This window comes from Dyadobacter sp. NIV53 (genome assembly GCF_019711195.1).
In the GTDB taxonomy this organism is placed as follows: domain Bacteria; phylum Bacteroidota; class Bacteroidia; order Cytophagales; family Spirosomataceae; genus Dyadobacter.
On the sequence record NZ_CP081299.1, the window covers coordinates 2,826,418 to 2,847,211 of the forward strand.

Genomic DNA, 20,794 nt, shown 5'->3' on the forward strand with positions numbered 1-20,794 from the left:
ATCACAGTCATGCCCCAACCAAAATACAAACGTATTCTTCTCAAACTCAGTGGAGAAGCACTCAACGGAGGAGATAAAGGACAGGTTATCGATTTTAACATTCTCGATAATTACGCCAAAGAAATTAAAAAAATTGCAGAAGTAGGTGTTCAGATCGCCATTGTGATTGGCGGTGGAAATATATTCAGAGGAGCTTCTGTTGAAAAATCAGGAATCGACAGAGTACAGGGCGACCACATGGGAATGCTTGCAACTGTAATCAACGGTATGGCAATCCAGAGTTCTTTGGAAAAGCACAATATGAATACCCGCCTGATGTCGGCAATTAAAATGGAGCAGGTTTGTGAGCCTTTGATTCGTCGCAGGGCGGTTCGTCACCTGGAAAAGGGCCGTGTCGTGATTTTTGGAGCCGGAACCGGTAATCCTTATTTCACAACTGATACTACGGCAGGTTTGCGTGCTATCGAATCGGAATCTGAAGTGGTATTAAAAGGTACGCGGGTTGACGGTGTTTACACTGCTGACCCTGAAAAAGACCCCCTTGCTACAAAATATAAAAGCCTGACTTTTGATGAAGCATTGTCCAAGAATTTAAAAATCATGGATTTAACTGCTTTCACACTTTGTAAAGAAAATAATGTCCCGATTATTGTGTTTGATATGAATAAACCTGGTAATCTATTTGACCTGGTAATGGGAGAAGAAGTAGGGACAATGATATCGAATTAATAGAAATAAAAATATCTTACATTAAATCATGGAAGAAATAGAATTATATCTGGAGGACGCCAAGGATACTATGGAAGGCGCAATTAAACACCTTATTATAGAATTGGGCAAAATTCGTGCTGGTAAAGCATCAGCTCAAATGCTTGAAGGTCTCCAGGTGGATTATTACGGCTCAATGACACCGATTCAAAACATCGCGACTATCAACACTCCTGATGCCAGGACAATTGCTATTAAGCCTTTTGAAAAAAATTATTAATAATATTGAGAAAGCGATCCGTAACGGGAACCTCGGATTTGCGCCATCCAATGATGGAGAAATGATCCGGATTTCGGTACCGCCACTCAATGAAGAACGTCGTCGCGAATTAGCAAAACGCGCAAAAAATGAAATTGAAACGGCTAAAATAAATATCCGTAATATTCGTCAGGATACGAATAACTCGCTAAGAAAGCTTACCAAAGAAGGTGTTGCAGAAGACCTGGTAAAAGTTAGCGAAGACCGTGTTCAGAAATTAACGGATGGTTTTGTTTCGAAAGTAGAGCAGATTTATAATGCCAAGGAAAAAGAAATTATGGAGGTTTAAAAGCCCTCATATACATTGCCTTCTTGTTTGCGTTTTTATTTAATAAAATTTTAGATATATGGAAACAACACTTCATTTGGAAACTACAGTTAGTATTAGTCATTTAGCTCAAATGATTAGAAAACAACTGCCAGCAAAAGATCGGTTGGCTTTGGCTACTATGCTTCAGGAAGACGATGATGAACTGACCAAGGAACAAATTCTGGATCAATTAAAGGAAGATTATATTGCTCTTCAGAAGGGAACATTAAAAACCAGGCCAGCATCTGATTTTTTAGCAGAGCTAAAGGATCAGGGTTATTTATGAGTAAAGTAATTAATTCCAATAACTTTGAAAAGGAAGCAAAGAAAATGATCAAAAAATATCATTCTTTGGCTTCTGAAATAGCAAGGCTAATTAAAACCTTTCAGAAAATCCAGTATTAGGAACTCCAATTGGAAAAGATTGCTACAAAATAAGATTAGCAATAAAAAGTAAGGGACGAGGAAAAAGTGGTGGTGCAAGAGTCATTACGTGTGTTGTAGCATTACAGGAATCTGTTATTTTACTATCAATTTATGACAAAGCTAATCAGGATAATATTACTGATAAAGAATTAGAACAACTGCTGATGATTAAGCCATCATAAAAAAGTCCCGCAAATGACGGGACTTTTTTATGATGGCTTAATACTATTTTATTTCCCGGTAACACTAAAATCTTCGAAGCCGCGATGGTTGGATTCTTCATATAATCTTTCTTCCGGCAAGCTGCGGAAATAGTCATATGTAATTTTCAATCCTTCTTCACGAGATACTTTCGGCTCCCAGCCTAATAGCTCTTTTGCCTTTGTAATGTCTGGCTGGCGTTGTTTCGGATCATCCTGGGGAAGATCTTTATATACAACTTTTTGATCCGTTCCGGTTAGTTTGATAATTTCCTCAGCAAAATCCTTGATCGTAATTTCAGATGGATTACCAATATTAACAGGCAATTCATAATCACTCAGTAGCAAACGGTAAATACCTTCAACCAGGTCATCCACATAACAGAATGCGCGTGTCTGAGAACCATCTCCGAAAATCGTAATATCCTCACCTCGTAATGCTTGTCCGATGAATGCAGGAAGTACCCGGCCATCATTGAGGCGCATTCTTGGCCCGTATGTATTAAAGATACGTACAATACGTGTTTCCAGGTTATGGTAACGATGGTATGCCATGGTGATTGCTTCCTGATACCGTTTTGCTTCGTCATAACAGCCGCGTGGGCCGATTGGATTGACATGTCCCCAGTAATCCTCCGTTTGTGGATGAACCAATGGGTCTCCATATACCTCGGATGTAGATGCTATTATGAAACGTGCATTTTTTACGAGTGCAAGCCCAAGTAAATTATGTGTTCCCATTGCTCCTACTTTAAGCGTCTGAATCGGGATTTTCAGATAATCGATTGGACTGGCGGGAGATGCAAAGTGAAGGATATAATCCAGTTCCCCCGGTAAATCTATAAATTTTGTAACATCGTGGTGAACAAACTCAAAATTTGGATTTGACAATAAATGGTCAATATTCCGCATATCACCGGTAATCAGATTATCCATCCCGATTACGTACATATTTTCTTTAAGGAATCGCTCACAAAGGTGCGACCCCAAAAAACCTGCTGCTCCGGTTATTAAAACACGTTTCATTAAAAATGAGATGATTAGGATAAAAAATATTTAATAATTGATCACGCAGGTACTACTCTTTCTCTCCCAATACTGAAATAAGTATAACCAATTTCACGCATCTGTTCAAGCTCATAAAGATTTCTACCGTCAAAAATCACTTTATTTTTGAGCAGTTTACTCATTTTTTCAAATTCTGGTGTACGGAATTGCGGCCACTCTGTAAATATCATTAACGCATCAGCATCATCCAAAGCGGCATAAGGTGTATGACAAAAAGTTATCTTATCACCCATGATCTTTTTAACGTTGTCCATTGCCTCAGGATCATAAACAGTAATGTTTGCACCTGCTTCAAGCAATGCTTCAATATTTTCCAGTGCCGGAGCCTCACGGATATCATCAGTATATGGTTTAAAAGCCAAACCCCATACTGCAATCGTTTTACCTTTCAGATCACCGCTGAAATAACTGTTCACCATTGGCAACAGTTTTTTCTTCTGGTCGTCATTTACTTCCATCACTGATTTCAAAATCCTGAAATCATAATTGAAATCTTTGGAAGTTTTGGCCAAAGCCTGCACATCCTTTGGAAAACAGCTTCCGCCATAGCCAATACCTGCGAAAAGAAACCGTTTACCAATTCTGCTGTCCGTACCAATACCGCGGCGAATGTCGTCCACATTAGCACCTACTTTTTCACATAGGTTTGCTATTTCATTCATAAAGGTAATTTTCATTGCCAGAAATGAATTAGCTGCATATTTGGTCATTTCAGCCGAACGTTCATCCATAAAAATAACCGGATTACCTTGCCGGACCAACGGTGCGTACAATTTCTCCATTACCTTTTTCGCCTTCTCAGAAGTAGTTCCAACCACAACGCGATCCGGTTTCATAAAATCTTCAACCGCAACACCTTCACGTAAAAATTCAGGATTAGAAACTACATCAAACTCAACTTTCGCATTTTTAGCAATAGCTGCTGTAACCCTTTCGGCAGTACCAACGGGAACAGTACTTTTATCAATTATCACCGCATAATGATCCAAAATTAACCCCAAATCATCCGCAACTTTTAATATGTATTTCAGATCCGCAGAACCATCTTCGCCCGGAGGTGTCGGAAGTGCCAGGAATATTACCTGTGCATCTTTGATACCTTCACTTAGGTCAGTCGTGAATTGCAAACGCCCTTCTGCTACGTTACGATCAAATAAAACATCGAGCCCCGGCTCGTAAATCGGTATCTCCCCTTTTTGAAGACGTTCAACTTTTTTAACATCAATATCAACACAAGTTACCTGGTTACCTGTTTCGGCAAAACAAGTTCCTGTAACCAAGCCAACATATCCTGTACCTACAACGGCAATTTTCATAAAGTGTAATTATAATTGTATAGCTGCAATGAAATAATTTTAACAAGAATAAAATTGTACTAAACCAAGTAGCACAAACTAATTTATAGGCAAAAGTAATTTTTTTAAATGAATCATTCTGCCTCAATTTCACATTTGTTCGTTATGACTAAATGAAATCTACATATTTCTTCTTATTATTGAATAATTCTAACTTATCATCAACATATATGGAAACTAAAAGAAAAAAATATTACAGAGACTCAACGCAATGAAACATGCAATCTTATACGTGAAACCGTTCATAATTTTGCTGATATCCATATAAAGCCTTTTGTCAGAAAATGGGACGAGGAACAGTATTTCCCAACAGACATTTTCCATAAACTTGGCGAACTGGGTTTGATGGGAATGCTCGTTCCTGAAGAATATGGTGGTTCGGGCCTGGGTTACCGGGAATACGTAACCGCCATTATAGCATTATCTAAAACAGATCCTTCGATTGGCCTATCCATGGCAGCTCATAATTCACTGTGCACCAATCATATTGCAATGTTTGGAAATTCCGATCAGAAAAAAAATACCTACCTAAGCTTGCTGCCGGGGAATGGATAGGTGCGTGGGGATTAACAGAGCCTAATACCGGATCGGATGCGGGTAACATGCAAACTGTGGCGATCAAAGATGGTGACGCCTGGATTCTTAACGGATCGAAAAACTTTATAACAAACGGCAAAAGCGGAGATGTTACTGTTGTCATTACAAGAACAGGACAACCCGGCGACAAACATGGTGCAACGGCATTCATTGTAGAGCGGGGTACTGCCGGATTTACTTCCGGCAAAAAAGAAGATAAACTGGGTATGAGGGCATCAGAAACGGTAGAACTTGTATTCCAGGATTGTCGAATTTCCGACAGCCAGCGATTAGGAGAAATTGGAGATGGTTTTATCCAGTCTTTAAAAGTTCTGGACGGAGGAAGGATCTCGATTGCAGCGCTGGGAGTTGGTACTGCGCAAGGTGCTTATGAAGCCGCTTTGGCCTATTCCAAACAACGGAAGCAATTCGGAAAATCCATATCCGGATTTCAGGGAATACAGTTTAAGCTCGCAGATATGTACACAGATATCCAGGCATCTTCCTTACTTACTTTTCATGCCGCTGAATTAAAAGACCAGGGCAAAAAGGTCACTTTGCCAAGCGCAGTTGCCAAGTATCATTCGTCCGAAACAGCAGTGAGAGTTGCCAACGATGCAGTACAGATTTTTGGCGGATATGGATTTACAAAAGATTATCCGGTCGAAAAATTTTATCGTGACAGTAAACTTTGTACCATCGGAGAAGGCACCAGCGAGATCCAGAAGATGGTTATTTCTAAGGAAATTTTAGCAGATTAACACCTCCATTACCATTCATCACCATTATGTACCGATGGGCAATATTCCTGCTCGCTGGTACTACATGTATAGGAACTTAGTGAGCAGAAGGTTATTTTCGCATAACACCTAACCCTCACTGACCATGACTCCCTTAATCGTCCTGCTCGTTTTAGTGGTACTATCCATCCTGATGACTGTAAAAGTTGTACCCCAGCAAACGGGGTATATTTTAGAGAGACTGGGCAAGTTTTATACTGTACTACAGCCGGGGATAAATTTCATCATTCCTTTTTTTGACCGGATTGCCTATAAGTATACGCTGAAAGAAAAAGCTGTGGACATTCCTGAACAAATCTGTATCACACGTGATAATGTGCAGGTACGCATGGATGGTGTTATTTTCATTCAGGTGATTGACCCTAAAAAAGCAGCATACGGAATTACAGATTACACTTTTGCCGTGACCCAGCTTGCACAAACTACCATGCGTAGTGAAATAGGCAAACTGGACCTGGACAAAACATTTGAAGAACGTATGACAATCAATCGTGCTGTGGTTGAAAGTATTGACGAAGCTGCTATTGGCTGGGGAGTAAAAGTGCTTCGTTACGAGATCAAAAATATTACGCCTCCGCAAAGTGTTCTGAATGCAATGGAAAAACAAATGCAGGCCGAACGTGAAAGAAGGGCAGTAATTTTACAGTCAGACGGAGAAAAGCAGGCCGCAATAAATGTTGCTGAAGGTCAGAAACAAAAAGCGGTTCTGGAGTCAGAAGGTATTCGTTTGCGCCAGATCAATGAAGCAGAAGGTGAGGCAGCAGCATTAAAATCGGTGGCAGCAGCAACCGCAGAAAGTATAAAAATGGTAGCAGAAGCTATCCAGAATAATGGCGGTGTAGAAGCTGTACAACTGAAAGTGGCAGAACAATATATACAGCAGTTTGGAAAACTGGCCAAAGAAGGCAACACATTAATTCTTCCTGCAAATCTCGCTGATATGGGATCTTTAATCGCCTCCGCACTTACTGTTGTTAAATCCTCAGAAAAGAAATAACATGGATTTATCGCTTCCCCAAATATGGCTTATTGTTGGAATGATCATGCTCCTGGCAGAGCTCATAAGTGTGATGCTGGTATTCGTATTCTTTGCCATCGGGGCCTTATTTACGGCATTATTAGCAGGTCTTGGTATTCTGTCGAGCCCAGAAAACCAGTTAATTGCATTTTCCGTTATTTCTCTTTTATCAATGCTCTTCTTGAGAAAGCATGCAAAACAATTATTGGAAAAACGGGGCAAACAGCATGAATACAATGAGTTCGTAGGTGAAACAGCATTGGTAATCAGAGATATACCGGTAAATGGTGAAGGCAGGATATATTATCGCGGAGCAGAATGGAAAGCGGTTTCGTTTAGTAATATTTTCATTGCAGCGGGAAGTAAAGTGGTTATCATGAGAACCAACGGAATTGTTTTGGTAGTTGAGGAATCCTGATTTTCAGATGCATAAAGTTGTTTGTAGTAGCGTAATTGTTGTTGCATCCTTAAAGGATTTCCGTTCTTTTTTCAAGTCTGTCTACTACCTGTATTGCATCGCTACGCGATTGAAAAGAAAAAACCATATTCAACACTTGAATGCCTTTAGGCATGTAACAAAAAAATTGGCGCGCAAGAAATTCCCTGCACACCAATCTCATATTTCACTATAAACTTACTTCTTCAATGCATCTTCAACCGCATTCCCAATATTACCGCTTCCCGGCAAAATATGAAGTAATGCAGCAATAGTTGGCGCTATATCAGAAACAGACGTTCTTTTTAAAGTTTCTCCTTTATTAATTCCCCATCCAAACAAAACAAACGGAACCTGGGTATCATAGTTGTATGGCGTACCATGCGAAGTTCCGGTAGAAGTACCATAAAACCATCCTGGCTGGGTAATAATCTGAATATCCCCGCTACGTTTTGGGTTCACATTGTTTTTATAAAGTTCAAGCTGGTAGGTATTAAAGGGCGCCTTACCCATATCCGTAAGATTCAGAATATCAGCTACTCCGGGAATTTTTATTAATTCTCCACGAAGTACTTTTGTTACATCTTCAACGGTTATTTTTTTCTCTTTTAACAAAGAATGATTTAAATACAGCTGATTATTCTCTCCGCTAAGCACAAATAAACCTTTTCCAAATTCTTCGAAAAGAACATCTTTTACGGTAGCATTAACGACTTTTCTATCTACCAAACCAGATGGAAGTTTATGCTCTGCAGCAAATCCCGGCACGTCTACCACCCCATGATCGGCAGTCAGAAAAACGGTGTATTCTCCTTTACCAACCCAACCATCCAGGAAACCAAATAAATCTGCAAACTCACGGTCAAGACGTAAATAATCATCCTGCTGTTCCATTGAATTAGGCCCTGCCCTGTGTCCTATATAATCCGGTGAGGAAAAACTGATTGCTAAAAAATCCGTTTCCTTCCCTTTACCCAAATTTTCTCCTTTTACAGCTTCGATCGCTATTTCCTTTGTAATTGTATTACCCCAGGGCGTATTAGCAATTATTCCAAATGCGTCCCCAGCCAATCCTGCCAGCTCATAAGGAAATACAGGTTTGGCTGCACCCGGTAACTTTCCTTCCCAAGCTACATCGTCTGGCGAACTTTGCGTATACTGATTGGCAGGTAACAGCAATTGCCATCCTTTTTTCAGATACTCCGAAGGCATTTTTTTGGCATTATAATCTTTTGCCCATTGCGGCAGGTCGTTCATGTAATATGTACTTGTTACCCAGTTTCCTGTTTTAGAGTCAAACCAAAATGAACCGTTGGATGTGTGACCACCAGGTAAAACTGAACCTCTGTCTTTTATGGCAACAGCAATTGTTTTAGATCGGAAATTGGTTGCAATACGTAGTTGGTCTGTTACTGTGCTGGTGAGCAAATTCCGGGGTGACATTTTTCCAACACTTGTGTTATTACTTCCCACTGTTGCAACCGTGCTGTCTTCAACGCAATAAACACTTTGTTTGGCAATATTATCAAACCATTCATTTCCTACAATTCCATTAATTGCCGGAACTGAACCCGTGTAAACGGATGCATGTCCTGCTGCTGTTACTGTGAGGGCATAACTGTAATGATTATTGCGGCAATTAAATCCTTCGTTCATCATACGTTTAAAACCGCCCTCTGCATACTGATCGTAATACCGGTACAAATAATCATAACGCATTTGATCCACCACAATGCCGACCACAAGTTTTGGACGTGCTAATGATGCGGGTCTTAAAGTAGCTTTTTTGGGGGACTGGGCATTCGCTGAGCAGATTATAAAAATGCTCAATACAAAAAGAATTATTTTTTTCACGTTTAGGAATTTGATTTAAACAAAATAAACCGATGTGGTTTACAATCTATTTCTTCAAAGCTTCTTCAACCGGATTTCCAACATTACCGCTCGGAGGTAAAATGTGAAGTAGTGCGGAAATCGTTGGAGCTATATCTGCAATGGAAGTACGGCGTAAAGTTTCGCCTTTATTAACGCCCCAGCCATATAGTAAGAACGGCACATGTGTATCATAATTATAAGGAGTCCCATGATCTGTTCCTGTTCCGTAAGATGCTGCAAACCAACCTGGCTGAACAATGATCTGAAGGTCACCGCTGCGTTTGGCATTAATATTGTTTTTATATAATTCCAGCTGATAAGTATTCAGCGGTGCACGGCCAATATCTTTCAGGTTAAGTACATCTGCCACTCCATCCGTAGAAAGTAAAGCATCACGAAGTACCTGGCAGGCATTTGCCACAGTAATTTTCTTTTCTTTCAAAAGAGAGTCGTTCAGGTAAACCTGATAATTTTCAAATGCCTTCACATATTCCCCTTCTCCAAAAGCATCATTAAAAGATTTTACAACTTTTCTGGTCAAATCCGTTGAGCTCATCAATCCGGCAGGCAGCTTGTGTTCCTGCCAGAAAGCAGGTACGTCCATTGCACCATGGTCCGCAGTGAGAAAAACGGTATAATTACCTTTTCCCGTCCAGCTATCCAGGAAAGTAAACAGTTCAGCGAATTCCCTGTCCAGATTCAGGTAATTATCTTCCTGTTCAACCGAATTAGGCCCGAATGCATGTCCGATACGATCCGGAGTGGAAAAACTTACCGCAAGAAAATCAGTATCAGTTCCTTTTCCCATATTCTCTCCTTTAATCGCTGCAATTGCCATTTCTTTCGTCATGGTATTTCCCCACGGAGAAGTGGTGATTACACCATAAGCATCACCGGCAGTACCAATCAGTTCGTGTGGAAAAACAGGTTTTTTAGCTCCGGAAAGCGTTCCTTCCCACGGTTCGTCATCGGGCGTGCTTTGTGTATACTGGTCAATAGGCAGCAATGTATTCCAGCCTTTTCTCAAATATTCTGCTGGCATTTTTTTATTGTTGTAATCCTGCACCCAGGTTGGCAAGTCGTTTCTGTAATACGTACTGGTCACAAAATTTCCGGTTTTGGAATCGAACCAGTACGCGCCGTTTGCAGCATGTCCGGCTGGCAGAATAGACGCCCGGTCTTTAATTGCAACACCAATTGTCTTTGACCTGAAATTGGTTGCAATTTGCAACTGATCTGTAACCGTAGTGGTCAGTAAGTTTTTAGGTGACATTTTCCCAACCGTAACATTGGAGCTACCGACAGTAGCAACAGACTTGTCATCGGTACAGTAAACATTGGCATTAGTTATTTTATCAAACCAGTCATTCCCAACAATACCATTTATGGCAGGTAACGCACCGGTATACACTGCCGAATGGCCGGCAGCAGTTACAGTTAATGCATAATGATAATGATTGTTACGACAGTTAAAACCTTCATTCATAAGTCTTTTTAAACCACCTTCCTTGTATTTGTCATAATAGCGGTACAAGTAATCATACCGCATCTGATCCACCACAATGCCTACAACCAGTTTGGGACGTGCAAGTTTTGCAGTACCGGTTTGTGTTTTATTAGCGTTTTGGCTCCAAGCCAGTGAACTGAACAGTAAGCCTGCCGCAACGAGATGCAGCATAAACCGTGGTATTAATTTCATAATTAAAGAATGGTAAGAAAATATAAATATAACAGAGAAGATAAGCGACCTGGTAATCCGGCGGTAATTCTAATCCAATTATAACAATATGTTAATTTAAATACGCTGCAAATATAAAGATGTACTAGCGCTAATAACAGAAAGCCGGACTGCAAATATTGCGGCCCGGCTTTCCGTACTCTTTCTATCAACTATTTTTTCTCGCTTCCTCCCAATGATCCGGGAGCCGTGCTTGCAGGTGCACCTGCTTTTACTTTTGAGAAATCCCCTGCTTTAATAATGCTCAATTTTGAGTAATCAATATGTTTCTGCATAGCCGCTTTTACTTTTTCCGGCGTTAAAGCATCTATATTTTTTTCAAAATCAGCATCCCATTGCATTGTGCGGTTGAGATACAAATTATTGGTTAAGGTATTGGTCAAAGAAGCATCCTGTGCACGTCCAACCTGCCGGGATTGTAAATAACCTGATTTGGCTGCCTTAATTTCATCAGCAGTAAAACCTTCTTTCAGTGCTTTGTCAATTTCCTCTTTAAAAGCTGCTTCCAGTTTTTCTGCATTTTGAGGCGCATAAATTGCATAAGACATAAAAGAACCATTTTTATCCAACGAACTGGCAGAGAATTGTGAACCTACACCGTAACTCAATCCTTCTTTCTGACGGATACGTGTGGCGAGACGTGAATTGAGGAAACCGCCTCCCAACATATAATTAGCCAGTACCAAAGATGGATAATCCGGATCGGTATCCTGTAATGGCATGTTCATTCCGGCTACAAACATGGCATTTGCTTTATCGGGCGTTTCCAATGCTTTGTTTTCAGGTTTGATCGCCACGTATGGTGATGCAACACGGGTAAATGGTTTTGAACTTTTCCAGCTGCCAAACTCTTCATTCAGGATTTTCTGTATCTGTGCCTGATCAAAATCTCCTACAACGGTAGCAGATGCATTATTGGCACCATAAAAATCTTTATGGAATTGCTTTATTTCTTCAATCGTAGCTGCTTTTACACTGGCTACGTCTTCATCAAAAGTGCCAACATAACGAATGTCGCTTTTTGGATAAGGTGTTACGATACGGCGATACTGATTGACTGCAATGGCCTGCGGTTCGCTCCTTTGTGATTCTATCCCGGCCAGTTCTTCCTGTTTTAATTTTTCAAATTCACTTTCGTCAAATGCAGGGGTTTTCAGTACTTCTGCAACCAGTTTCAGCACGGCCGGAAGGTTTTCCTTGGTCGTTTCAATATTTGCACCTGCTGTATTGCTCGCACCAAAGAAACTTACTCTCGCTTTCAGTTTATCAAACTCGTCTTTTAATTGCTGGCGCGTTTTGGTTTTTGTTCCTTTATCCAGCATCGAACCTGTCAGATCAGAGATCGTTGCCTTGTTCATCAGACTTTTTTCATCTCCATAACGCAATGTTATTTTAGCCGAAACAACATTACCACGTGTTTTTTTGGTTAAAAGCGCTGTTTCAATTACGTTTGGTTTTTCAACACGCACGGTTCTTGTATCAATATTTGCCGGTGACGCATCAAAAGCTTCGCCTTCTGCAACCAAAGCTTGCCCCTTATAACCTTTAACCAGCTCCTCTACATTCGGCGCTACAGGAATTTCTGCTCGCACAGGGCTTGCTTCGGGTACAAATGTTCCGAGTGTACGGTTAGAGGGTTTGAAATAATACTGTGCAACACGAAAAACATCTTCAGCCGTTACCTTACGGACATTATCCCTGAAAAGAAATGCAAGCCGCCAGTCTCCGGTCGCAATGGCTTCACTCATACTTAAGCCGACTCTTTCAGCATTCAGAAATTCCAGGTCCCAGTTTTTCAAAATGGTTGTTTTTGCACGCTCTACATCTTCTGCCAATGGCTTTGAAAGCGCGGCAGAATCCAGTGTTGCAATAAGTGCTTTACGGGCTTCATCCAATGATTTCTCTTTTAATACCTCTGCACCAAATAATACCAGTCCCGGATCATGTGCCTGAATACTAAAACCAAATACGGAAGACGCTTTCTTGGTATTGACCAGATTTCTGTAAAGCTTACCATTAGGTTCCGTTGACAATAATTCGGTAAGAACTTCCATGGCTGGATAATCGGCATGTGAACCTGGCATAATGTGATAAGCCGCCATCAGCATCTGGACATCGCCGGTCCGTTTCAATTCTACAAAGCGCTCTCCATCCTGAGTGGGTTCTACTGTATAGGATTTGGGAAGAACGCGGGTTGGCTTAGGAATTTTGCTGAAGTATTCATTGATCAGGGCAATTACTTTTGGCTCATCAATTTTACCGGAAACGGTTAGTACTGCGTTATCGGGCTGATAAAACTTTTTATAGAAAGCCTGTAAATTTTCAATAGGCACATTCTCTATATCGGAACGGTTCCCAATAGTCGATTTCCCATAATTATGCCATAGATATGCTCCTGACACAACACGCTCCATTAATATTCGGAATGGGTTGTTTTCTCCTCTTTCAAACTCATTTCTCACTACGCTGAACTCACTTTCCAAATCTTTCTTGGCTATGTAAGAGTTAACCATACGGTCTGCCTCCAGGTCGAGTGCCCATTTCAAATTATCTTCCGTTGCCGAAAAAGTTTCAAAATAATTGGTACGGTCATCGCTTGTAGTTCCGTTTGGACGCGCACCGTGCGAGGTAAGTTCTGCCGGAATATTCGGATGGCCGGGAGTTCCCTTAAAGACCATGTGTTCCAGCAAATGCGCCATACCCGTTTCTCCGTAACCTTCATGCCGCGAGCCAACCAGATAGGTCATATTCACCGTTACAGTAGCCTTTGAAGGGTCAGGAAACATAAGCACTTTCAGGCCGTTTTCCAGATTGTATTCTGTTATACCTTCTACGGAAGTAGCTTTTTTAATACCCTTCGGCAAGTCCTGCGACATAGCCGGCCCTGCAATGACTGCTGATAATATCAGGCTGAGTACGGTTGTACTGCGAGTCCCTTTTGTTTTTTTAGACTTGATGATCATTCCAAATGATTAGTTTAGATAACATTTATAATTCCTGAAAATAAAAGAGATAACCTATGGAATCAACCACTTCATGATAAGCGGTAAAATTGTAAGGCTAAAATAATGTCATTCACAAAAAACCTACCTTTAATTGCAACAAACCTCACGTGTAAACCTGTATGTACAAAAGCTATAAATAAATTTCACTTTATTTTGCAGACTAATGGGAATACATCCACAAGATTCTCTTATTTTGCTAATAAGATTTAAGTAAAAACATGATCAAAAATAAAAGAATTAATCAGATTATCATTTTTCTATCTTTCAGTATTTTTTTAGGCTGCGCCAGCGGAATTCCAATTTCAACCAGTAAAAAATATCCGATTGAAGTATTATATGATGATAATCCTCTGGAAAGGCCTTATTCAGAAATAGGTATAGTTGAAATTACCAATGAAGACTCCCTGACAGCAAGGCAAACTCAGGATAAAAGGATGATGTTCCGTGGCAATGATGCCAAAACCAAAGAACTCCTTACTGCCAGATTGGTTCTTAAAGCGCAGAAAATAGGCGCGGATGCTATCATTCATGTCAGATACAAATATTATACATCTGTAAAAAGCGAAGGTTATATGCTAAGCGGCCTGGCTGTAAGGTACCGCGGAGAATAACAATTGCACCAATATTCTTCATCGTACCGGCAGGCGGCCCGGTCTTAACTACTCATTATCCATGCTATTTACAGCTGATTTGTCAAACATGCCTGTCGAGGCAGAATCAAGGGTTATTGTACGTTTTCAGGATTGTGATCCGCTAATGCATTTGAATAATTCAAAATATTTTGAATACTTTTTCAATGCGCGTGAAGACCAGGTTTCAAAGTTATACGGGTTCAGCTATGAGGCAATGTTCAGGGAACTGCGCACCAGCTGGGTGGTATATCAGCATCAGATCGCATACGTAAGGCCGGCTTTAATCAGTGAGTGGGTCAGGATAACTTCCAGGGTTATTTACTACAATGAAGATACAATGGTAACAGAATATTTCATGACCAATGATTTGCACACCGAACTGAAGACAATGCTATGGAGCACTTCAAAACACATTAGTATTACAACCGGGAAACGGACACCTCATCCCCAGGAAGTAATGGATTATTTAAAAGCAACCTGCGTACCTGATCTCGATTTCCCCAATCTTCAATTTAACGATCGGATCCATACGATCAAACATGCATTAAATGCAAAAGCTAACGCGTAGTTGAACCTTGTGTTGAAATCAGTTTTTTCTCCGTAGAATCCCTGGAAGTGGAATCCATCGGCAGATATGGAATTTTAAGTACCGGCTTGGGAATGGGAATAAATCGGTTAAAACTATGGGTAAACTGCATACTCACACCACCAGTCGTCACAGTATTATTTAAGTAAAAAGGGTTCTGAATATTGCGGTTGTAGGCCTTCACTCTCACCGATCCCTTTGGATTCAGCCAATACTCCAGCGTCCATTCTCCCAATAAAGTAGTAGCATCATATTGCGTAGTACTGCCTGTAACGCCCGAACTGATCCTTCCGTCGCGTGTTACACGGAAGCGGTCGTTGAGAAAACGGTATGAAAAGCGCAATTGAAGATTATTGAGTGCATTCTGATCCAAAGAAAGACCGGAAACGCCAACTTCCAGATTTTCGTTAATACCGGATGCCCACCTGCTGATCTGGTTAGAAACAAGCTCGCTGATACTATTCCCGAGAATTTGGCTGCTATTTGCCGTTGAATTGCTTTCAGGTAATAATTGATTGATTACGAGCAAGCTACTTACCTGCCGGCTTAGTTCCTGTTCATCCACTTTTAATTTGTTCTGGAATGCTTCGAGCTGTCCGCGCAAACTGTTTAGCGAAGGATTATCTACCACTTTCAGATCATATTTAATTGTAGGGGACATAAGCCGCTCCGACAACCCGATCGTAACTTCCACAGGATAGCGTCTCAACAAAGTATTATATTCAGAGCTGGTATTGGAAAGTGAACTGGTATTTGGCAGTACACCCATCAGGGAAACCATCTGTGTATACCCTGCTTTTACGTCCAGAATGGCTCCATACGGATCGCCCGACCAGACAATCCTGCTCCCGGGTTTTATGTTAAACTTCTTATTAATAACATTTTGTAAGGTAAAATTATAATCACCTTTATCAATTTCATACGTTCCGGCCATTGTGAAATCGCCTTTGGTATCAATGTTGAGGTTGAGCCTTCCGTTACCGTTCGCCCGGATAATATCACCGGTTTGCCTGTCGAAAATAATTTCACACAAAGCATCGGGTGTAAGGTTGAAATTAAAATCCATTTTTATTCCACCGGAAACCTGCTTTCTTGCTCTTTCAGTTGATTCAGACGTACTATCTTCTACCGGCATCTGACTTACAAACTGAATGTAATCCTGGGTTGCCACTTCGGTTGCATTATCCAGAGGAATATAAATTTTGGTTCCTTTGTTGCTGGTAACATTAGCCTCAATATTCAAATTATCAATAGCACCATAAACAGCCACCGGACCGGTAACATAGGCAGTTCCGTAAAAAGTATCGTTATCCTTTGCTGCGGTGTTCAGTATTTTAAAATTATGCAGATCAGCATTAAAACCTAAAGTAAAATACTTAAAGCCGTCATGAAACACACCACCGCGAAGTGTGGCCGTGTTTCCGTCTGTATCGGTAAGCAAAATGTTATTTGCACTGATCTCGCTCTCGCTGAAAGTAATTTTGTCATTAAACGTAAAAACCGATTGCAGGTAATCAAACTTCATCCGTCCTTTCTCAACTGCAAGCGAACCTTCCAGAACGGGTGCATTAATCGTACCTTTAACCGTAACCGTTCCCTGTGCCTTTCCGCTGATATCAGATACCAACCCCTCAGCAAATGGCTCAATTGCTTTAAAATCTATTTCATTAAAAACAGCTTTCAGGTTTAGCGTATTGGAAGTAAGTTTGGGCCGGTATGCTCCGGTTAAGTTTAAGACGTTTCTTGCATTTTTATGCAGCTGAGCATCAATATCCAATTGTCCGGCCCCAGGATCCCACTCTCCCGCACCCGAAAAATTACCAAATTCATAATCTGCGTAACCCAGGCTTTCAATATTAAAATTAGCACCAAGCACAACATTGTTATAAGCATCTTTCACTTTGGCAGAGCCGTCCATAATTCCGGCAAGCTGTGTATTAAAAACAGGGTTGAGAGTTCCTAACTTAAAATTCTTGATATCCAGAACAAGGCTTTTTTCGGCTTCGCTGGAAAGAGTCCCGTTTAACGTTAATCGCTGTTTTCCGCTTATCAGGCCAAGATTTGTAAACGAAACATCTTTTCCGACCACAGAAATCAAGCTTTCCGATGGAACATTCCATTCTTCATCCAGCAAATCCAGTTTGGAGTTTTTGAAGCCAATATCGAGTCCGTTAGGCAGGAACCGGATTTCACCACCCAAATTGGATTTGTTATTACTATTTAACTGCCGGATTCCTCCGTTAAAATCAATATGATCCACATCCCAGGCACCTTCAATTTCCATTTTCTCTGTTGGTACCAAAACACCCATCTTCTGTTGTTCAGAAGTAATGAGGGCCGATGCAAGAACCTCTGCGCTGTTCACAAATTTGGACGAAGTAATGTCAATCTGAGATGTTATAAACTGATTGGTCCCATATTTTGCAGTATCAGCCGTAGCAGTAAGGGTAAGAATAGAAGTATTATCCATTTTAAAAAAGCCTTCCGCTTTGGCGCCTTTGGATATATAAATATCCGGACTGATAAAGGCCAGGAAACGGGAAAGGTTACGCGTTTCTACTTCATAATCAATCTGGTATTTGGTCTGAACGGATTCAACAGGTTTGCCGGCATAATAAGCTTCCCTATTTGCTTTGTTATCTAAAAAGTACAGCTTGTATTCATCCAAAACCTTACTAACATCTTTTAAAGCTTGTGTTGGTAAAAAATCACCCTCGACTCTGGCTGTCAGAAACTCACTTTCCAATTGCAAAGTCCGTTTGTCAGATTGCTGTACAGAAGACAAAACCAACGTATCAATAACCAGATTGCGTTCATTTTTAGTAGTTACCAGATAGGTATTGAGCAATTTGGCATTCCCGGTCAGCTCGTCGATCGTGTTTCCTGTAACTTTTACATCCAGCTCTGTTCTCAAAGTGATGGAATCCTTAATATATCCAAGTGCCTGAAGATTTGCCTTTTTGATAATTCCGCGAAGATCAAAAGCGTTTTTTGGCTTGGACAGATCAAATTCTCCCTGTAAATCAGCAATTAGATTAGTATCTTTTGCACTCACATTGCCATTAAAATACTGATTCTGTAAATTTCCTTTTAAGCTGATATTACGGTAATCATAATTTCTGAAACCCACCCTGCTTACAAGTGCATCCATATTGGTTGAGGCAAATTTGAGCTCCAGACCTTTGCCTGCTATTTTTCCTGCAAAATCCAGTTTCTGCCAGGTTTCATCTTCGTCCAGCAATTTACCAAGCTCAAAATCTGAGGTGATTACTTCTCCCGAATAAGTTGTAGAAAGTGCGTCCGCAATATGAAAAACAAGGTCTCCCGATACTTTGCCAAGATTGGAAGTAGCCGAAGCGTTTACAGCAAAATCTTCAAGTGTACCTTTGAAAGTACCATTCAAAAGAGTTAATCCAAACTTTTGCAGGTCTTTGTGTTTATCCCACTCCGGATAATACTGGATCAGGTCGGCTGGCTCAACTCTGGATGTAAGCAGCTGGATATCCATCATACAGCCTTCAATTTCTGGTAATCCTTTAAAACCAAGATCCCCTACCAAACGACTGTTTTTACCAAAATATAAATCGGTATTGGAAAGAACAAAATCATCTACTTTACCATTAAAATCGCCGGAAATACGCCATGTTTCGTTCAGTTCATCCACATATTCTGAAAACAATCCAAGATCTCTTGAACTGACATGGCTACCGACCAGGTGACCTTTTATTAAAACTTTATGATTGAAATCACCCAGTTCACCGGATCGGTTATAATGAAAAGTGATTTCATCTTTGAGGTAAGAATCTCCGACATGTGCATCCAGCTCTTTCAATTCCATTTTTTTCTGGCAAAACAAGAACCTGGTGTCCATGTCTTTCATCTTTAAACCAGTCTGCTTATCAACCATATTTAAATTTTTTCCAAAAAAGGAAATGGTATCACCCTGCGCCAGAAAATCTTTTAAATCTCCGTTCAGGCCATTGAGCTCAAAATGTGAATAATCAAAAATGCGTGCACCTTTCCGGCGGGCATGCCGTGGATCGTCGTAGCGGAACGTACCATCTGTTATCCTGGATTTTCCAATTGTAAAAGGTGTATTATTTTCGGGAGCATTAGCTGGCCTGGGAGTTTTGGAAGAAGTAAGCTCAACAATCCTGTTGATAAAACCGTCGATATTTAAGTCACCCGATTGAGGAACTACACGCAAATGCACTCTTGGCTGATATACATTTACTTCATCCAGATGAATTTCCTTTGAAGCATTTTCAATAATATTACTAAGGTTCAGATTTACATCAATTCTTCCGACATCAATCATTTGCTGCCGGCTGGTATCTTTAACAGAAATTCCTTCCAGTGATACAACATCAAACCATTTGATATTAACACGCTCAATAGTAATGGGATAGCCCATCGCTTTTGAAATTTTTCCGGTTATGGCCTGAACGGCAAAAGTCTGAACGGAAGGTATCTGAAGAGCAATAGTAGTGATACCAAGCGCAAGTAACGCAAAGATCAGAATCACAGTAAAGCCATTGACAATTATCTTCAGGAATTTTAACATACGTAGGTTCTCAGCAAATACCCGGATTTTTCTTTGTAAAAATATCTGACGCCGCTTTTTTATTGTGTTTTCAAAGCACGCATTTTGCGCTGTCCGGCTAACGTCTGGAATTAGTAATTGTTAATTGCTTATTTTTGCCAATATTTTTCAAAATTATGAATATTCTTGCTATTGAATCGTCCTGTGACGAAACCTCAGCAGCTGTTTTATCTAACGGCAAAATTCGCTCTAATGTTGTTGCTACACAACTCATTCATACACAATATGGCGGTGTAGTTCCTGAATTAGCTTCGCGGGCCCATCAACAACATATATTACCCGTAGTTGAGAAGGCTTTGAATGATGCAAAAGTAACAAAAAATGACCTTGATGCCATCGCATTTACAAAAGGCCCGGGTTTATTAGGTGCTTTATTGGTAGGAACTTCATTTGCTAAATCCATGGCACTCGGCCTCGACATACCATTAATTGAGATTAACCACATGCAGGCGCATGTTCTTGCACATTTTATAGAAGATCCAAAACCACAATTTCCGTTTCTTTGCCTTACCGTAAGCGGCGGACATACGCAGATTATAAGAGTAACCAGTCCGCTGGAAATGGAAATATTGGGTGAAACCAAGGATGATGCCGTTGGTGAAGCATTTGATAAAACTGCCAAATTACTTGATCTGCCTTATCCGGGCGGGCCTTTAATTGATAAATACGCCAAAGAGGGGAATCCGGTTGCATACACTTTTCCCCTTCCCGAAATGCCGGGACTTGATTTTTCTTTTAGCGGTATAAAAACTTCATTTATGTATTTTCTGCAAAAGCAGGTCCGCCAGAATCCTGATTTTATAGCAGAAAACATCAAAGATATCTGCGCCAGCATTCAGCATACTTTGGTCAATATCCTTTTACTAAAATTAAAAAAAGCCTCAAAAGAAACCGGAATTAAAGAAATTGCTATTGCCGGTGGTGTATCAGCTAATTCAGGATTACGGAAATCATTAATTGAACTTGGAGAAAAGCTAGCTTGGAAGGTGTATATCCCTGAATTCGAATACTGTACCGACAATGCTGCAATGATTGCCATGGCAGCTGAATATAAATATCTTATCAATGATTTTTGCGATCAGACAGTGAGCCCTGCCGCAAGGATGGAGTTTTGAATTATTATAGTAATTGATATTTCA

Annotated in this window: 14 protein-coding genes and 2 pseudogenes; 10 read left to right on the forward strand and 6 right to left on the reverse strand. The window is 40.5% G+C overall.

Annotation, left to right across the window (positions count from 1 at the left end; translation table 11 throughout):
- The first annotated feature begins 9 nt into the window (after positions 1 to 9).
- The 4 genes and pseudogenes from pyrH (at position 10) to KZC02_RS32900 (ending at position 1,945) form a co-directional block, all read left to right on the forward strand.
- Entirely contained in the window at positions 10 to 729 is a 720-nt protein-coding gene (gene pyrH, locus KZC02_RS11385) for a UMP kinase (protein ID WP_221394213.1), read from the forward strand.
- A gap of 28 nt (positions 730 to 757) precedes the next feature.
- Positions 758 to 1,316, forward strand: a pseudogene (frr, locus tag KZC02_RS11390) (ribosome recycling factor).
- A 58-nt stretch (positions 1,317 to 1,374) separates the two neighbouring features.
- Positions 1,375 to 1,623 carry a hypothetical protein gene (locus KZC02_RS11395; protein ID WP_221394214.1) on the forward strand — a complete coding sequence of 83 codons (249 nt, stop codon included), beginning with the start codon at positions 1,375 to 1,377 and terminating at the stop codon, positions 1,621 to 1,623.
- Positions 1,624 to 1,783: 160 nt separating this feature from the next.
- A complete protein-coding gene (locus KZC02_RS32900) occupies positions 1,784 to 1,945 on the forward strand; it encodes a type II toxin-antitoxin system RelE/ParE family toxin (protein ID WP_310590449.1) in 162 nt (53 codons plus the stop codon).
- Positions 1,946 to 1,993: 48 nt separating this feature from the next.
- On the opposite strand, the gene KZC02_RS11405 is transcribed toward KZC02_RS32900, so the two are convergent.
- Both KZC02_RS11405 and KZC02_RS11410 read right to left on the reverse strand, forming a co-directional pair.
- Positions 1,994 to 2,989 carry a UDP-glucuronic acid decarboxylase family protein gene (locus KZC02_RS11405; RefSeq protein WP_221394215.1) on the reverse strand — a complete coding sequence of 332 codons (996 nt, stop codon included), beginning with the start codon at positions 2,987 to 2,989 and terminating at the stop codon, positions 1,994 to 1,996.
- Between the two features lie 41 nt (positions 2,990 to 3,030).
- Positions 3,031 to 4,347: a UDP-glucose/GDP-mannose dehydrogenase family protein gene (locus KZC02_RS11410; RefSeq protein ID WP_221394216.1), complete on the reverse strand. Its 1,317-nt coding sequence runs from the start codon at positions 4,345 to 4,347 to the stop codon at positions 3,031 to 3,033.
- Between the two features lie 267 nt (positions 4,348 to 4,614).
- Between KZC02_RS11410 and KZC02_RS11415 the strand changes: the two are divergent.
- The 3 genes and pseudogenes from KZC02_RS11415 to KZC02_RS11425 all read left to right on the forward strand — a co-directional run bounded on the left by KZC02_RS11415 (position 4,615) and on the right by KZC02_RS11425 (position 7,198).
- Positions 4,615 to 5,723, forward strand: a pseudogene (locus tag KZC02_RS11415) (acyl-CoA dehydrogenase family protein).
- Positions 5,724 to 5,847: 124 nt separating this feature from the next.
- Positions 5,848 to 6,759, forward strand: a complete 912-nt coding sequence (locus tag KZC02_RS11420) for an SPFH domain-containing protein (RefSeq protein WP_221394217.1) — start codon at positions 5,848 to 5,850, stop codon at positions 6,757 to 6,759.
- 1 nt (position 6,760) lies between these two features.
- Positions 6,761 to 7,198 (forward strand): NfeD family protein, encoded by a 438-nt coding sequence (locus KZC02_RS11425; protein ID WP_221394218.1) that lies wholly within the window; start codon positions 6,761 to 6,763, stop codon positions 7,196 to 7,198.
- A 216-nt stretch (positions 7,199 to 7,414) separates the two neighbouring features.
- Here the strand turns inward: KZC02_RS11425 and pafA (KZC02_RS11430) are convergent, their stop codons facing one another.
- The 3 genes from pafA (KZC02_RS11430) to KZC02_RS11440 all read right to left on the reverse strand — a co-directional run bounded on the left by pafA (KZC02_RS11430) (position 7,415) and on the right by KZC02_RS11440 (position 13,792).
- Positions 7,415 to 9,061: an alkaline phosphatase PafA gene (gene pafA / locus KZC02_RS11430; RefSeq protein ID WP_221395017.1), complete on the reverse strand. Its 1,647-nt coding sequence runs from the start codon at positions 9,059 to 9,061 to the stop codon at positions 7,415 to 7,417.
- A gap of 55 nt (positions 9,062 to 9,116) precedes the next feature.
- Entirely contained in the window at positions 9,117 to 10,790 is a 1,674-nt protein-coding gene (pafA, locus tag KZC02_RS11435) for an alkaline phosphatase PafA (protein ID WP_221394219.1), read from the reverse strand.
- A gap of 191 nt (positions 10,791 to 10,981) precedes the next feature.
- Positions 10,982 to 13,792: a pitrilysin family protein gene (locus tag KZC02_RS11440; protein WP_221394220.1), complete on the reverse strand. Its 2,811-nt coding sequence runs from the start codon at positions 13,790 to 13,792 to the stop codon at positions 10,982 to 10,984.
- A gap of 260 nt (positions 13,793 to 14,052) precedes the next feature.
- On the opposite strand from KZC02_RS11440, the gene KZC02_RS11445 reads away from it, so the two are divergent.
- A complete protein-coding gene (locus KZC02_RS11445; protein ID WP_229254189.1) occupies positions 14,053 to 14,445 on the forward strand; it encodes a hypothetical protein in 393 nt (130 codons plus the stop codon).
- A 61-nt stretch (positions 14,446 to 14,506) separates the two neighbouring features.
- A complete protein-coding gene (locus KZC02_RS11450; protein ID WP_221394221.1) occupies positions 14,507 to 15,034 on the forward strand; it encodes a thioesterase family protein in 528 nt (175 codons plus the stop codon).
- Here KZC02_RS11450 and KZC02_RS11455 read toward each other — a convergent pair.
- The gene (locus tag KZC02_RS11455) at positions 15,024 to 19,616 is read right to left on the reverse strand and encodes a translocation/assembly module TamB domain-containing protein (RefSeq protein ID WP_221394222.1); all 4,593 of its coding nucleotides are present in this window, start codon (positions 19,614 to 19,616) and stop codon (positions 15,024 to 15,026) included. The two genes, KZC02_RS11450 and KZC02_RS11455, sit on opposite strands and share 11 nt — an antisense overlap.
- 155 nt (positions 19,617 to 19,771) lie before the next feature.
- Here KZC02_RS11455 and tsaD point away from each other — a divergent pair, with 155 nt between their 5' ends.
- A complete protein-coding gene (gene tsaD, locus KZC02_RS11460) occupies positions 19,772 to 20,770 on the forward strand; it encodes a tRNA (adenosine(37)-N6)-threonylcarbamoyltransferase complex transferase subunit TsaD (protein WP_221394223.1) in 999 nt (332 codons plus the stop codon).
- Positions 20,771 to 20,794 lie beyond the last annotated feature (24 nt).